Origin of the sequence: Acinetobacter sp. YH16038 (assembly GCF_013417275.1) — a bacterium.
Taxonomy (GTDB): Bacteria; Pseudomonadota; Gammaproteobacteria; order Pseudomonadales; family Moraxellaceae; genus Acinetobacter.
The window spans coordinates 57,461-70,666 of sequence record NZ_VPEG01000002.1; the positions used below are offsets into that span (position 1 = coordinate 57,461).

The window sequence follows — 13,206 nt, forward strand, 5'->3', positions numbered from 1 at the left end:
TTTTAGAATCCTCCCTAACCTTCTCTTGGGCTTCATTTTATAAGCAATGCTTTTAATATTCGCTCAGGAGAGGGTATTCATCGTTGTGAATAAAAATCACACCTCTCCCTAACCCTTTCCTAAAATGAGAGGGAAGCTTCAGTTAATTTGAGATCAAAATGCAAACCAAACATTATTTGACTTTAAGTGATGCAGAATTTTTATTAGATCAAGCCCATCAATATGCGATTCAGAATAACTTTAATGTCAGTATTGCTGTAGTTGATGAAACTGGTAATTTGCTTGCCATGAAGCGTATGGATGGTGCTTCACCTATGACCGCCAATTTATGTCTGGAAAAAGCACGTTGTTCTGCAATGAGTCGCCGACCATCTAAGCTGTTTGAAGATATTATTAAAGGCGGCCAGATGGGCTTTCTGACAATAGATACCTTCTCCGGTATGTTGGAAGGTGGTGAGCCGATTCTGTATCAAGGGCAGTTGGTGGGTGCGATGGGTGTATCTGGTGTGAAGTCATTTGAAGATGCGGAGATTGCACAGGTGGCGATTGAGAAGTTTTTAGCGCAGCAGAGCTAGACATTAGGCACTTGAGAATGGTGCTGACATTCTCAAGTCGAGTATAAAAATCACTATCGGATGAGATAGGGATGCTGCTGTTTAATCATTTCCTTATATTCTGTCGAATTATACAGATCTAAACAATGCATTAATATCGCAGGCATTGCGTTACTTTTATATACCTTAGTTTTAGTTTTCATGTATTGATTTATATATTTTTTTAAATTTTTATAGGCAGGTTCTTCATACGAGCCATGTTGGAAATATCCGCCCATCGCTAGAGCTGCCTCCGAACTAAGAGCTTGATCTTGAGTCATCGTCATACAATAACTAAATCCAAAATTTTTGATATTGAGCTCATCTGCATTTGATATGGATTTATTTAAGTCGTTTGCATAACATGCACTCATCACTAGAAAACTAAAAAATATGGCAATAATTTTCATTATCTTAAATTCCAAAACAGAATATCTGTGGTTTTTATGCTAGGTGTATTATGAATAAAGTAACAGCTATCTCCACAATCATTTCCATTCCATAAAGTGACATGTCCAGAAGCATCTCCCCAACCAGAGACTTTAAAAACAATAATTCCTTTTTTTCCTTTTAATTGTGATGATAAATCTTGGTTATTTTGAGGCTTGAAGGAGAGATCCGCATTTCCTAAATTTTGTTCAACAAAGGTGATCATTTCGCGAACCCTCAGTAAATAAGGTTTATGATCAGCTCCTCTGACTTTATAACCTCTCGTTGACTGTTTAATTGGCATTCCACCGTAGTTGAAGGATCTACTTAATCTTAAAGCACAGGCATTTGCATACCCGGTAGGATTTTCTTGATATAAAGCGATCGCCTGGCCTCCCACCATAGAATACACATCACTTGCTGGCATCTTTACGGGATAATATTTCCATAATTCGGAAAATAAAGGTCTTTTTGCTTGTATGGTTGAAGAACGCCCACCAGCCGTTGCAGTTATACTCACCATATTTAGTATTCCGTATCAATTATTATTGTTTTTCCTTGAAAAATATTTTTAAGTAGCCCCTTACCTTCAGCATCAATATCAAGTGAAATAGTAAAAGGGTTAAATGCGTTTATTTCGGAAGGTTCTGGTTTTATTTCGATAGTAATAATATCGCCTTGTGCATAACCGGAAGTTTCAATATGCAAATTTAAGTCATCAAAAAATCTGGACTTTTTTTCTAAAAGAATAAAATTGTCTCCATAGCTCCAATAAATATTATTGATAGTCTTTACTTTTTTTTCTTCAATATATTTATCAGCTATATAGGGTGTTGATTGATCACTTTTACTTGAGACCATACCATTATTCATGACAGCCAAATCAGAAATTTTCAGGAATTTTGAACCACAAGTTGACCTGTCTCCTACTGCAACAATACTTCTACCGAGCACAACCATAAAACCCCGATTAGAAGCAAGTGCTTTGGATAGGACATTACATTTAGGACAATAATGTACCATTCCATCCAAATGCACTGCTTTCCCAGCTACCAAAAAAGAAGGATCGCCAAGAGTAATGATTCCGCCATGATCAGTTTTACAACCAACTGTTATTAATGCTTTCATTGTTATTTTTTATTAATCTTTTATAAAATTAATAATAACATAACCATATAAAATCAAAGGTTTGGTTTAAAATTCATCTAATCAGTTTGCATATAACTACTATAATGGCTGAGTGTAGATATAAGTCCTTTTTACTTTGTTTAAATCTTATCCTGCTGACTTTTTAAGTATTGAGTACCTTTCAAACTCAGTTAGCATATACCTTCACCATAAATGCTGACTGTCTTAAGCCTAAAGAGAATTCTATGCTGTACCCAATGCCTAAAAAAATCCAACTCGCACCATCTCAAGCCAAATGGCAATTGGCATCAGCACAATCTGTTTTAGTTCTTGTAGGCTTACAAAATCTACGCATGATACAGGGCATTCAAGACAGTGTGCTTATGCACAACCTGATTCAAATCAGCAACAAAGCCAAAGCACTCGATATTCCCATTGTTGACCTGTACGGTGATGATCTGATTCAAGGTATGCAGCAACTCGGTGAATATGCCTCAACCCATCCACAGTTAATCTTTGCAGGCACAATCACCCCAATGTTGAAACAAATCCTGCCACATCTGCAAAGTGTGACAGAACAAATTTGCATAATTAATGATGCAATTTTGATGCCTAGTCAGGAACAGCATATCCAGTGGATTGAGAATATATCGGCACAAGCTTTGCATCATATGAACAGCTATAGTCTGACCCGATTGTGGAACTTAAGTGCGCCGTCAGAATATGTGTTGTCAATCAAAGGTATTATGTTAGCAGTAGCTGAACAGCTGGATATGGATGCGCTGGAAATTGATCCTTATGCTGACTTAAAACAGTATGGACTGGACTCGGTTGCGGTAGTGAGTCTGGTTGGCACATGGCGTGCGCATGGTGCTGAGCTGCGTTATGAAGATGTGCTGGAACACCCGTCATTACATGATCTAGCGAGCTTTGTAATGCAATCTGCACGTCGATAATCGGTAATTGGGTAATTTTCTTAAAATAATCGGAAATTTCATCGCCATTTACATAAATGCGCATTGTAATTATCACTCAAGCTTTCTATTATGGCCGCCTTGTTTTTCGCGATCAGCGTGGGATTGAACTTTGAGTAATTTTCTAACCGAACATCTGATACATCGTGATGAAGATTTTATGGTCATCCATAAACCTGCAGGCTTACTCACAGTGCCCGGTAAAACAGAAGATTTACAAGATTGCCTGATCAATCGCCTCATCAAATTAGAACCTAAAACTTTACTGATCCATCGTCTGGATCGAGACACTTCCGGTATCTTAGTATTTGCTTTAAGCCGAGAAGGGCAAAAATCCATTTCTCGCCAGTTCCAGGAACGCCAAACCGATAAAACCTATCAGGCCATCGTGGCTGGAACATTAGAAGGCAAGGGTACAGTTGATGTGCCTGTCATTTATGATCCAAGCTGTCCACCACTGCATATTGCTGAACCGAATCATAATAAGCCGGCAATTACAGAATGGCAGGCCATCGAACATTTTGAAATTCAGAGGCAAGCTGTGACTCGGGTGAAACTGACTCCGATTACCGGTCGTTCACATCAGCTCCGTGTACATATGCAATATCTCGGGCATCCGATTATTGGCGATACCTTGTATGCAACGCCAGAGCAGCAACAGCTTAGTCCGCGTCTATGCTTACATGCCGAGCGTTTAAGTTTTTATCATCCTAAAACACAACAGTTAGTTGAATTTAATTGTCCGGCTGAATTCTAGGAAATACTTGTTTAATCGACGTGAATTATGCTCACTTTTTAGTGGGCTTTATGTCAAAATACATTGCTTGAAGGTGTGAAATTTTGCTCAAATGACTTTTCGTGATTGAGCCTGATATTCATAATCTTGTACTTAAGATAAAGGTGGAAAAATTGCAGCAATTTGCTATTGGTCAACGTTGGTTATCAGATACTGAAACAGAACTCGGTTTAGGGGTTCTCATTGATGTTGATGAGCGATCGGTCAGCATTTTATTCCCAAAAAGCGATGAAACTCGCGTCTATGCTCGCAGTAACGCACCCTTATCTCGTATCGTATTTAATGCGAATGACGAACTGCAAGATCAGGAAGGTACGATCTGGACCGTTGAGTCAGTTGAAGACCGCAATGGTGTAGTGCGTTATCACGTGGTTCGTACTCTTGAAGATGGTACAGAAGAACGTAAAGCTTTAAATGAAACCCGTGTAGGTGCAACGATCCAGTTGTCTAAACCTTTAGATCGTTTACTGGCTAGCCAGATTGACTATAAAGAGTGGTATGACCTGCGTATTGAAGCCTTGCTGATGCAAGCCAATATGCAAACCAGTCCATTGCGTGGCTTGGTCGGTTCGCGTGTGGGTCTGATTCCACACCAGTTGTATATCGCGCATGAAGTCGGTCAGCGTTTCGCGCCACGTGTTTTACTGGCCGATGAAGTAGGCTTGGGTAAAACCATCGAAGCAGGTCTGATCATTCATCAGCAACTTAAAACTGGCCGTTCTGAACGTATTCTGATCTTGGTCCCGGATTCACTGCAATATCAGTGGATGATTGAGATGCGCCGTCGTTTCAATCTTGAATTCTCCCTATTTGATTTGGCTCGTACTGCATCGATCAAAGAGCATGATCCTGAACTAAATCCATTCCTGACCGAACAGCGCATTATTGCTTCTGTGGACTTGATGGTGGATCACGAAGATCTACGCGAACAGGCGATTGAAGCGGGCTTTGACCTGTTGGTTGTCGATGAAGCGCATCACCTGATGTGGTCTGAGGAAGAAGGCGGCAATGACCGTTATGATCTGATCGAAGAGCTGGCAGAGAAAACACCGGGCGTATTGTTATTGACTGCAACACCAGAACAGCTCGGTGTAGAATCTCACTTTGCACGTCTACGTTTACTTGATCCGCAACGTTTCAGTTCATTGGATCGTTTCCTAGATGAAGAAGAGCAATATCAGCATACCGCTAAAATCGCTGAAGTACTGATGTCAGACCTTCCACTGGAAGCTGAGCACTTCACTGCGATTGAAAGCCTGCTTGGTCATGCGATTGAAGATACCCCAGAGCAACGTTTCCGTGCCATTCATGAATTGCTAGACCGTCATGGTACGGGTCGTATCCTGTTTCGTAACACACGTGAAGCGATTCAGGGCTTCCCGGGTCGTGACTGTCAGCCAGCACCATTGCCAGCGCCAGAAAACTGGTCTAAAGATGGCAAACTACGTGAACAGATGTGGCCGGAAGAATCTCAACTTGATGGCTCGTGGATGGAAACCGATCCGCGTGTAATGTGGTTGATGGAAAAGCTGCGTACTGATCTGAAACACAAAAAAGTATTACTGATTGCCCGTAGTGGTCCAGTGGTTGAAGCACTGGAAAATGTATTACGTCTGCATGCAGGTATCCGTACTGCCATGTTCCATGAAGGCATGAGTCTTTTGGAACGTGACCAGGCAGCAGCTTATTTTGCTGAAGAATCTTATGGTGCACAGATTCTGTTATGTTCTGAAATCGGTTCAGAAGGCCGTAACTTTCAGTTTGCATCAGACTTGATCCTGTTTGACTTACCGGCCAATCCGGATGTTTTGGAACAGCGTATTGGTCGTCTGGATCGTATCGGTCAGGAAAACCGTATCCAGATTCATGTGCCTTATCTGGTGGGTACTGCGCAGGAGCGTATGTTCCGTTGGTATAACGAAGCGCTGAATATTTTCAGCAACATTTCTCCAACGGCGCAAACGCTGCAAGAAAACTTTATTGTTGCCCTGAAAGATTGCTTGCTGGCAGATAAAGGTCAGGAATTTGAAGATCTGCTGGAAGAAGTTAGCGTACAACGTGAAGCGCTTGAAGCCGAGTTGCAGGAAGGTCGTGACCGTCTGCTTGAGTACAATTCTTGCCGCCCCGTCGTGGCACAGGAAATTGTTAATGCGCTTGAAGACTATGATGACAATACCACCTTGCCAATGTTCATGAAGCGTTTTATGGCATCGACCAATATCGACTTTGATGAGCAAAGCAATGGTACGGTGATCATCAAGCCAACGGATCAGATGCAGGTACAAGGTTTGACCCTGGATGAAGAGGGTATGACAGCCACCTTCTATCGTGACCAGGCTCAGATCCGTGAAGATGCTCAATATCTAACTTTAGAGCATCCATTCACTGAAAGCGTGATGGAAATGATCAATACTCAGGGCTTTGGTAGTACCAACGTTGCGGTCTTAAAGTCTGCAGCATTGCCTCAAGGTTCTGTATTGATGGAAGTGTGGTTCAAGGTTGATGTGGTTGCACCAAAAGCACTGAACTTACCGTCAAGCTTGCCACAGCAGCTGATCCGTGTATTGCTGAGTGAAAAAGGTCAGGATCTGTCTCAGAAGATTGCGCCTGAAATCCTGAAACCATATCTACATCATTTAGATGGCAATAGCTGCCGTCAGGTGGTGAAAGCACGCCGTGAAGTGATTGAAGCGCGTTATCAACAGGCATTGGAATTAGCTCGTTCAGCATTGCCAAACTTCAGGCAGCAGGCTAAAGAAGTGTATGGCAATAAATGGCAGTATGAAATTGACCGTCTGACTTACCTGAAACAGTTCAACCCAAGTATCCGTGAAGATGAAATCGCACGTTTACAGAAGCTGCAAAAAGAAGGCTTGAGTTTGTTAGAAGGTTTATCTGTAACACCTGAAGCGATTCAAGTAATGGTCGTGGTTAAGCCATAAGATCTAATGAATTATGAAAGCAGCTTTCGGGCTGCTTTTTTATGGCTGGAATTAAAGTCATGATTGAGCTTTTGGTCGGGCTGTGCTAGCTGATATTTTCTGTATTGTTTAAAATCAGCACCTCTAAGAATAAGAAATAAAATATCATGTCCAAAGCATTGATCACTATTGGCGCGAAAACCAGCCATGGCGGTATGGTCACTGAATGTGAAAACTCTTTTTTAATTAATGGCATGGCGGTGCATCTGAATGGCATGAAGCATTACTGTCCCAAGTGCCAAACTACCGTGACAGCTATTGCTAGTGATTTATCTACAATAGTCAAAGGCAGGGCTGTAATCATTGCTGGAGATAAAGCCAGTTGTGGAGCCACTTTTTTGCCGATGCAAAACCTGACTATTTCCAAAAAATAATCATCTATATCCAGACATGAGTTCATAGTGACTTAAAGGTCATAGATTGATGAATTTGGTTCTGTAGAATTTTGCATTTCAATATTAAGCTTCTTTCAGACTTTATAAAGAAATGATCAAAGAAAATAATGAAACAGGTTTTGCATTTTACTCATGCCAATGGCATTCCATCGGCAAGCTATCGCAAGTTTTTAAATTATTTTCAGGATGAATATCAGGTCAAGGCAATTCCGCTGATCGGGATGAATCCAGCCTATCCAATTACCAAAGACTGGCGTTATCTAGTAAATGAAGTGATACAGGATATCCAGCAGCAATCTCCGGATCAAAAGGTGATTGGGCTGGGACATTCATTTGGTGGTTTGATAACTTTAATGGCAGCCTATCAACGTCCGGATTTATTTTCCAAACTGGTGATCATGGATCCACCTTTCGTGATTGGTAAAAACAGTGCACTGTTTGAAGTCGTGAAAAAGCTCAACTTAAAAAGTATTGACCGTTTCACTCCGGCAGGTATTACCCTAAAACGTAAAGATTACTGGCCATCTAAACAGGACGCCGTTGAAGCGCTGAGATCGAATCGTCTGTTTAAGCATTTTGATGAGCAATGTTTTCAGGATTATATCGAAAGCGGGATTGTGCCTGATCAAGAGCGTGGAGGGGTAACTTTAGCCATTCCCAAACAGATTGAGGCAGAAATTTTCCGGACTGTACCGGCTTGGTGGTGGCGTACACCAAGAAAACCACCCCAGATTCCGATACATTTAATCACAGCAGAGCGCAGCCAGTTTTATCAGCAAGGTTTACCACAAGGCATGCATAAGGTTTACCAAATTCATTATTCGGTGGTGCAGGGCGGACATATGTTTCCACTAGAGCATCCGGAAATGACGGCAAACCATGTTAAAGCCAGATTGAATAAGCTTTAATCTTGGTAATAAAAAAGACTCACTAAGAGTCTTTTTTTTCAGCTGGCTTAACGGATCTGAGATTGATCCAGATGACGGGCACCTTCCAGAATCATGCGAATCATGATCATGGTCTGTTCCGCAATTTCCTTACGGTCTTCAGGTGCCATATCGATCACATTGGCACCCATATTAAATACCAGTTGGGTAATCGCTCTGGCCGCAATTTCGGGATGAAATAATTTTTTATTATTTAGTCGTTCCAGACGGATCAGGTCTTCCTGAAGCTCCTGCTGGAAATAATTAAGTTGGCGTTCGACTGCCTGTTTATAAGATTTTGAACCAGTATAGCCTTCACGTAACAACAGGCTTAAATTGCCTTCATCAGCATCCAGCTGAGCAATAAAGACTTCAACAGAGCTACGAATAATACTGTTCTGTTTCGATGCTTTTAGACGAGATTCATTGAGAATCTGACGCAGCACAATCCCGGCACGATCAATCAGCTCAATCGCCAGTTCATCGATATCTTTAAAATGACGATAAAAACTGTTCGGAGCAATTCCAGCCTCACGAGCAACTTCACGCAAGCTTAAAGATGAAATACTTTTTTGTGGTCCGATCAGGTTTAAAGCAGCCTGGAACAGTTCTTCCTTGGTAATGGTCGCTTTACGGCCCACACTACGGACAATAATGGGCTCATCAATGCTTTTCGATGGTAAAGACGCGTCACTGCTTATTTTCATTGAAGGCTCATTCATGAGGTGATTAGTAAAAGGCATTAACACATTATAACGAAGGCAGTCCAGCTTGTGAAATGATTAGAAACAATACAAATGTATATACAAATATATATACAAGTGTATAATAATTAAAAATCCAAGGTGATGTCTAAAACGATGCCTGTACTCGAAAAGCTTAAAACGCCATTAAATACGCTGAAAGAGAGTGTGATTGATCCATATGCGATTAATTTCTGGATGCAGAAATTAAATCCTTTATGGTCAATGAATCAGCCCTTAGGCAAGATTGTGCGCAAAGAACATGCTGCGCAGGATATGCTGAGCCTGACGATTCGTGTCAATCATTTATTCCAGTTCGGTCAGGCGGGCCAGCATCATCCTGTATTTGTGGTGGTGAACGGCATTCGTTATGAACGTAGCTATAGTCTGACCCGTATTGATCAGCAGCATATTTTATTGACGGTTAAAAAAGTGAATGCGGGTAAAGTTACTACCTGGTTTGCTGAACAGGCTGAAGTCGGCGATATCATTGAATTCGGTCAGCCTTTCGGTGACATGACTTTGCCAGAACAGGACAGCCCATTGCTTTTGCTTGCTGCGGGTAGTGGTATCACCCCAATGCTGAGTATGCTGGAAGCTTTAAAAGATAAAGCTGAACTGGTTGCACCAGTAACTTTATGGTACTGGGTTAAGAAAAACCAGGATGCTGCTTTCATTGCGCGTTTTGAAGAGCTGGCACAAAAGTTTTCAAACTTTTCTTATCAGGTATTTGCAACTCAGGAACAACCGGCTGCGCCACGTTTTGATGAATCTTATTTAGATCAATTACAGGCATTGGAACAAAGCACGGTCTATGCATGTGGACCATCAGGTTTTGTTGCGACTGCGGAACGACTGTTTGCTTCAGCAAAACTGTTCAAAAGTGAAGCTTTCAGCATGAGTCTGAGTGATGAAGCTGATACCGGTTTTGTTCATGTAACCCTGACTCAATCAAAAAAAATCGTCACGATTCCAAAAGGCCAGTCGATTCTGGTGAGTCTGGAACAGCAGAATATCCGACCGACCCATGGCTGTCGTATGGGCATCTGTAATAAATGTGCCTGTAATAAAGCGGAAGGTTCAACTAAGAATCTGGTCAATGGCGCACAAAATACCGAGCCGGGTAATCTTTTAAAAATTTGTGTTAACTCAGCGCAGACTGACCTTGTCATCGACTTATAAGCGAGTTTTATCCTATGAATATGCCAGTAAAATTACAGTATTTTAAAAATCCTAAAAACCGTGAACTGACCCAGTCTGAGCTAGATGAACTTGCACGTGAGCTTGATGCCATCAAACAGGAAGTGCTGGATGATTTAGGTGAAAAAGATGCCAAATATATCCGTCGCGTATATTCGAGCATCCGTTATTCATCGATTGCAGGTCGTGCCTTATTATTTGCAGGATGGTTCCCGCCAGCATGGTTGTTGGGTACAGGCTTATTAGGCTTTGCCAAAATCATGGAAAATATGGAACTGGGTCATAATGTCATGCACGGTCAATATGACTGGATGAATGATCCGAAGCTCAATGGCCAAACCTACGAGTGGGATATTGTCGGAACTTCAGACAACTGGCGTCAAACCCATAACTTCAAGCATCATACTTATACTAACATTAAAGGCATGGATGATGATATTGGTTATGGCTTGTTGCGTTTGTTCCCTGAGCAACGCTGGAAACCAGGTTATTTATTACAGCCAATTTACAGTATTCCATTTTGCTTGTTATTCCAGTGGGGCGTAGCCATTCAAAACCTTGAATTGGGTAAATACTTCAAAGGCCGTAAAACCAAAGAACAAACTCTTGAAGAATGGAAGCCAATGCAGCGTAAAATTGGCAAGCAATTATTCAAAGATTATGTATTCTTCCCGTTGATTGCAGGTCCTGCAGCATTACCGGTATTGACAGGTAACCTGGTGGCAAATGGCCTTCGTAATATCTGGACTTTTAGTATTATTTTCTGTGGTCACTTTACCAAAGATGTAGAAGTGTTTCCGAAAGCTGTGATGGAAAATGAAAGTCGTGGTCACTGGTATATGCGCCAGATTCGTGGTTCTTCAAACTTAACCGGTTCTGAAGCGTTTCATATTTTGACTGGACATTTAAGCCATCAGATTGAACATCACTTATATCCAGATGTGCCTGCACGCCGTTACCGTCAAATGGCGCCAAAAGTAGAAGCAGTATGTAAAAAATATGGTCTGAACTATAACAATGCCAGTCTGGTAAAACAGTATGGCAGCGTAATTAAACGTATTGTGAAATATGCTTTTCCGTTTAAGAAGTAAGATGGATTTCAATAAAAAACCGCTATTCATAGCGGTTTTTTATTATTCTCAGTTTAATTAATTATTTTAAGCTCAGACTCGGGTAAATTCATTTCAAGTAGTGGAAGTACTTTATCTCGTCCTTCCAGATAAGCATACTGTGCAAGGCATAACATTGCCTTATCTTCTTCGCTATTTCCATAAGCATAAATTTCAGCATAATCTTCTAAATTATATTTTTCCAAGATTCTACTTTTCTTCTGATCCTTACTACAATCAGGTGTGTTGTATAAACCTGTCATTTTGCCTGTCAGAATTTCTACTTCACTACAAATCAGGTCAATGCCTAAATAAGTACAAACCGGTTTTAAATATAAATCCAGTGAAGCAGAAACGAGAACGACTTGATGCCCGAGTTGCTGATGTTGTCTAAGTTGCTTTAATAGCTTGGGATTTAATCTTAAAACAAGCTGCTGTGCATATTCTTCGGCAAGCTGCTGAATTTCATGCGCATGACTATTTTTGAACATGGTGTAATACAGCTTTGGGCGCATTGCATGAGCAGGATAGAGCTTAAGATAGTAAGCCTGAATCCAAGGCAGAATACGAATGCCACGTTTTAAAATCTGCCTTTTCTTTAAAGCATAGAAAATGAACCCTGTAAAACTGTCATAAGGATACAGGGTTCCATCAAAATCAAATAAGGCTAAAGTTTTATGTTTTTGATGCGGCGCATGCATGTTTGATAACGACCATCGACACGGCTGGCAAACCAGTTAGTATTATACTCACGACTCAATTTTGGGCCTGAGATCACGACTTCTGGCATCATTGCATAAATTGGCTCTTTACCGGTTTTTTCTTGATAAAGTTTACTGATGCCACGATAAGTCATAGTATCTTCAAAATCTTTAACTTTTTCTTTTTTTAAATCCGCCCGAATCTGACGTTCAGTAATAATAAAATTATTTTTTGCAAAAACGCTGATGAGCTCTCGTTCAGATTGACTCTTTTGTGAGCGAATCGCGCCATCTTTAGTATATAGTAGTAAATCGCCATCCAGGCTCAATTCGGCATCGGTTAAGCTATTTAACATGCTCTGGAATGCTGCATTACGGCTGGAATACATCCCAGAGTTATAATCAGCAAAACGATAAATCGGTTTTTCATAATCCGCAGGGTACATCATCAATCGATGAATCCCATAATACAGTCCACCATACTGGCTATACAGGTCACTACGCAAATCAGCAATACTGCCCCCTTGACGTTTATATTCCTTGGCATAGCTGATATGAACCTGCATGGAACCCAAAGTTGTAATCGGATTCATTTTTTCGCCAATATTTTGTCCAAATAGTTTGGCTGCACCTGTCAGTGCACTTACATGATAATGCTTGGCCATGTAATCAAAGATTTCACGATAAAGTTCATCTAATTGACGTTCGGTTTTGACCCGGCGCATCTGGCTTAGATAATTGTCTTCTGGGCTTGGCTGGTTTTTCAGTACATCCTGGAAATATCCTGCAACTGTTCCACCGATACTTTCACCAAGTTTATCTTTAAATTTTTCTTCCAGACGTTCCTGAACTTCTTTAACTGCTTTTTCACCAAGACCAGGAACTACCGGGTCTGCGTTAAAGTTAGATTCCTGATCGACAACTGCCACGATTGAACAGATATTCTCTTTGGTTTGTGGAATACCGAGCTGATCAGTGATGTCATAAATATCTTGTGCCCAGGATTCACGCTGGCTGACACGACCTGGAATGGCTTTGCGAATATGTTCAACTTCAAGAGTCGGTTCATCATTTGACCACCATGAACCATTGCCACACCCTACAAGGCTAATAGATAAAGCAAGTATGGATACGGACTTAAGAGAAAAAGCTTGAGCAAAATATTTGTTCATGGTGTCGTAAATAAATTGAAAAGATGAGTGAACAAGGCAGATGCAGTATACTATGCCCA

At 41.0% G+C, this 13,206-nt stretch carries 14 protein-coding genes; 8 read left to right on the top strand and 6 right to left on the bottom strand.

Going from position 1 to position 13,206, the window contains the following annotated elements; translation table 11 throughout:
• The first annotated feature begins 158 nt into the window (after positions 1-158).
• Positions 159-575 carry a heme-binding protein gene (locus tag FTV34_RS00455; RefSeq protein WP_159123772.1) on the top strand — a complete coding sequence of 139 codons (417 nt, stop codon included), beginning with the start codon at positions 159-161 and terminating at the stop codon, positions 573-575.
• A gap of 53 nt (positions 576-628) precedes the next feature.
• Here the strand turns inward: FTV34_RS00455 and FTV34_RS00460 are convergent, their stop codons facing one another.
• From FTV34_RS00460 to FTV34_RS00470, 3 genes are read right to left on the bottom strand one after another with little or no spacing between them, the layout of a single operon-like run.
• Entirely contained in the window at positions 629-1,003 is a 375-nt protein-coding gene (locus FTV34_RS00460) for a hypothetical protein (protein WP_159123771.1), read from the bottom strand.
• Positions 1,003-1,545: a type VI secretion system amidase effector protein Tae4 gene (locus FTV34_RS00465; RefSeq protein ID WP_159123770.1), complete on the bottom strand. Its 543-nt coding sequence runs from the start codon at positions 1,543-1,545 to the stop codon at positions 1,003-1,005. Before FTV34_RS00465 ends, FTV34_RS00460 begins: the two co-directional genes overlap by 1 nt.
• A 2-nt stretch (positions 1,546-1,547) precedes the next feature.
• On the bottom strand, positions 1,548-2,150 hold the full coding sequence (locus FTV34_RS00470; RefSeq protein WP_163166483.1) for a PAAR domain-containing protein: 603 nt from the start codon (positions 2,148-2,150) through the stop codon (positions 1,548-1,550).
• 245 nt (positions 2,151-2,395) lie between these two features.
• Here FTV34_RS00470 and FTV34_RS00475 point away from each other — a divergent pair, with 245 nt between their 5' ends.
• From FTV34_RS00475 to FTV34_RS00495, 5 genes are all read left to right on the top strand, one after another.
• A complete protein-coding gene (locus FTV34_RS00475) occupies positions 2,396-3,106 on the top strand; it encodes a phosphopantetheine-binding protein (protein ID WP_180068381.1) in 711 nt (236 codons plus the stop codon).
• A 178-nt stretch (positions 3,107-3,284) separates the two neighbouring features.
• Positions 3,285-3,881 carry an RluA family pseudouridine synthase gene (locus FTV34_RS00480; RefSeq protein WP_302700667.1) on the top strand — a complete coding sequence of 199 codons (597 nt, stop codon included), beginning with the start codon at positions 3,285-3,287 and terminating at the stop codon, positions 3,879-3,881.
• 143 nt (positions 3,882-4,024) lie between these two features.
• On the top strand, positions 4,025-6,862 hold the full coding sequence (gene rapA, locus FTV34_RS00485; RefSeq protein WP_180053607.1) for an RNA polymerase-associated protein RapA: 2,838 nt from the start codon (positions 4,025-4,027) through the stop codon (positions 6,860-6,862).
• A gap of 146 nt (positions 6,863-7,008) precedes the next feature.
• Entirely contained in the window at positions 7,009-7,275 is a 267-nt protein-coding gene (locus FTV34_RS00490; protein ID WP_004786323.1) for a PAAR domain-containing protein, read from the top strand.
• A 128-nt stretch (positions 7,276-7,403) separates the two neighbouring features.
• Complete coding sequence (locus FTV34_RS00495; RefSeq protein WP_180068383.1) at positions 7,404-8,204, top strand: alpha/beta fold hydrolase; 801 nt, start codon at positions 7,404-7,406, stop codon at positions 8,202-8,204.
• Positions 8,205-8,251: 47 nt separating this feature from the next.
• On the opposite strand, the gene fabR is transcribed toward FTV34_RS00495, so the two are convergent.
• On the bottom strand, positions 8,252-8,929 hold the full coding sequence (gene fabR / locus FTV34_RS00500; protein WP_004786319.1) for an HTH-type transcriptional repressor FabR: 678 nt from the start codon (positions 8,927-8,929) through the stop codon (positions 8,252-8,254).
• A 153-nt stretch (positions 8,930-9,082) separates the two neighbouring features.
• Between fabR and FTV34_RS00505 the strand changes: the two genes are divergently transcribed.
• Both FTV34_RS00505 and FTV34_RS00510 read left to right on the top strand, forming a co-directional pair.
• Positions 9,083-10,147 (top strand): ferredoxin reductase, encoded by a 1,065-nt coding sequence (locus FTV34_RS00505; RefSeq protein ID WP_180068385.1) that lies wholly within the window; start codon positions 9,083-9,085, stop codon positions 10,145-10,147.
• A 14-nt stretch (positions 10,148-10,161) separates the two neighbouring features.
• The gene (locus FTV34_RS00510) at positions 10,162-11,256 is read left to right on the top strand and encodes an acyl-CoA desaturase (RefSeq protein WP_004786314.1); all 1,095 of its coding nucleotides are present in this window, start codon (positions 10,162-10,164) and stop codon (positions 11,254-11,256) included.
• 53 nt (positions 11,257-11,309) lie between these two features.
• Here FTV34_RS00510 and FTV34_RS00515 read toward each other — a convergent pair whose 3' ends face one another.
• Positions 11,310-11,975, bottom strand: coding sequence for an HAD family hydrolase (locus tag FTV34_RS00515; protein WP_180068387.1), 666 nt, complete (start codon positions 11,973-11,975; stop codon positions 11,310-11,312).
• Positions 11,942-13,147 (bottom strand): DUF1615 domain-containing protein, encoded by a 1,206-nt coding sequence (locus tag FTV34_RS00520; RefSeq protein ID WP_180068389.1) that lies wholly within the window; start codon positions 13,145-13,147, stop codon positions 11,942-11,944. Before FTV34_RS00520 ends, FTV34_RS00515 begins: the two co-directional genes overlap by 34 nt.
• Between the last annotated feature and the right edge of the window lie 59 nt (positions 13,148-13,206).

What these genes read in the sequence shown, in the direction of transcription:
- FTV34_RS00490 (WP_004786323.1), top strand. Translation starts at nt 7,009, where the DNA reads ATGTCCAAAGCATTGATCACTATTGGCGCGAAAACCAGCCATGGCGGT.
- FTV34_RS00520 (WP_180068389.1), bottom strand. Translation starts at nt 13,147, where the DNA reads ATGAACAAATATTTTGCTCAAGCTTTTTCTCTTAAGTCCGTATCCATA.
- FTV34_RS00515 (WP_180068387.1), bottom strand. Translation starts at nt 11,975, where the DNA reads ATGCATGCGCCGCATCAAAAACATAAAACTTTAGCCTTATTTGATTTT.
- FTV34_RS00510 (WP_004786314.1), top strand. Translation starts at nt 10,162, where the DNA reads ATGAATATGCCAGTAAAATTACAGTATTTTAAAAATCCTAAAAACCGT.
- FTV34_RS00475 (WP_180068381.1), top strand. Translation starts at nt 2,396, where the DNA reads ATGCTGTACCCAATGCCTAAAAAAATCCAACTCGCACCATCTCAAGCC.
- FTV34_RS00505 (WP_180068385.1), top strand. Translation starts at nt 9,083, where the DNA reads ATGCCTGTACTCGAAAAGCTTAAAACGCCATTAAATACGCTGAAAGAG.
- FTV34_RS00495 (WP_180068383.1), top strand. Translation starts at nt 7,404, where the DNA reads ATGAAACAGGTTTTGCATTTTACTCATGCCAATGGCATTCCATCGGCA.
- FTV34_RS00480 (WP_302700667.1), top strand. Translation starts at nt 3,285, where the DNA reads ATGGTCATCCATAAACCTGCAGGCTTACTCACAGTGCCCGGTAAAACA.
- FTV34_RS00460 (WP_159123771.1), bottom strand. Translation starts at nt 1,003, where the DNA reads ATGAAAATTATTGCCATATTTTTTAGTTTTCTAGTGATGAGTGCATGT.
- FTV34_RS00470 (WP_163166483.1), bottom strand. Translation starts at nt 2,150, where the DNA reads ATGAAAGCATTAATAACAGTTGGTTGTAAAACTGATCATGGCGGAATC.
- fabR (WP_004786319.1), bottom strand. Translation starts at nt 8,929, where the DNA reads ATGAAAATAAGCAGTGACGCGTCTTTACCATCGAAAAGCATTGATGAG.
- FTV34_RS00455 (WP_159123772.1), top strand. Translation starts at nt 159, where the DNA reads ATGCAAACCAAACATTATTTGACTTTAAGTGATGCAGAATTTTTATTA.
- FTV34_RS00465 (WP_159123770.1), bottom strand. Translation starts at nt 1,545, where the DNA reads ATGGTGAGTATAACTGCAACGGCTGGTGGGCGTTCTTCAACCATACAA.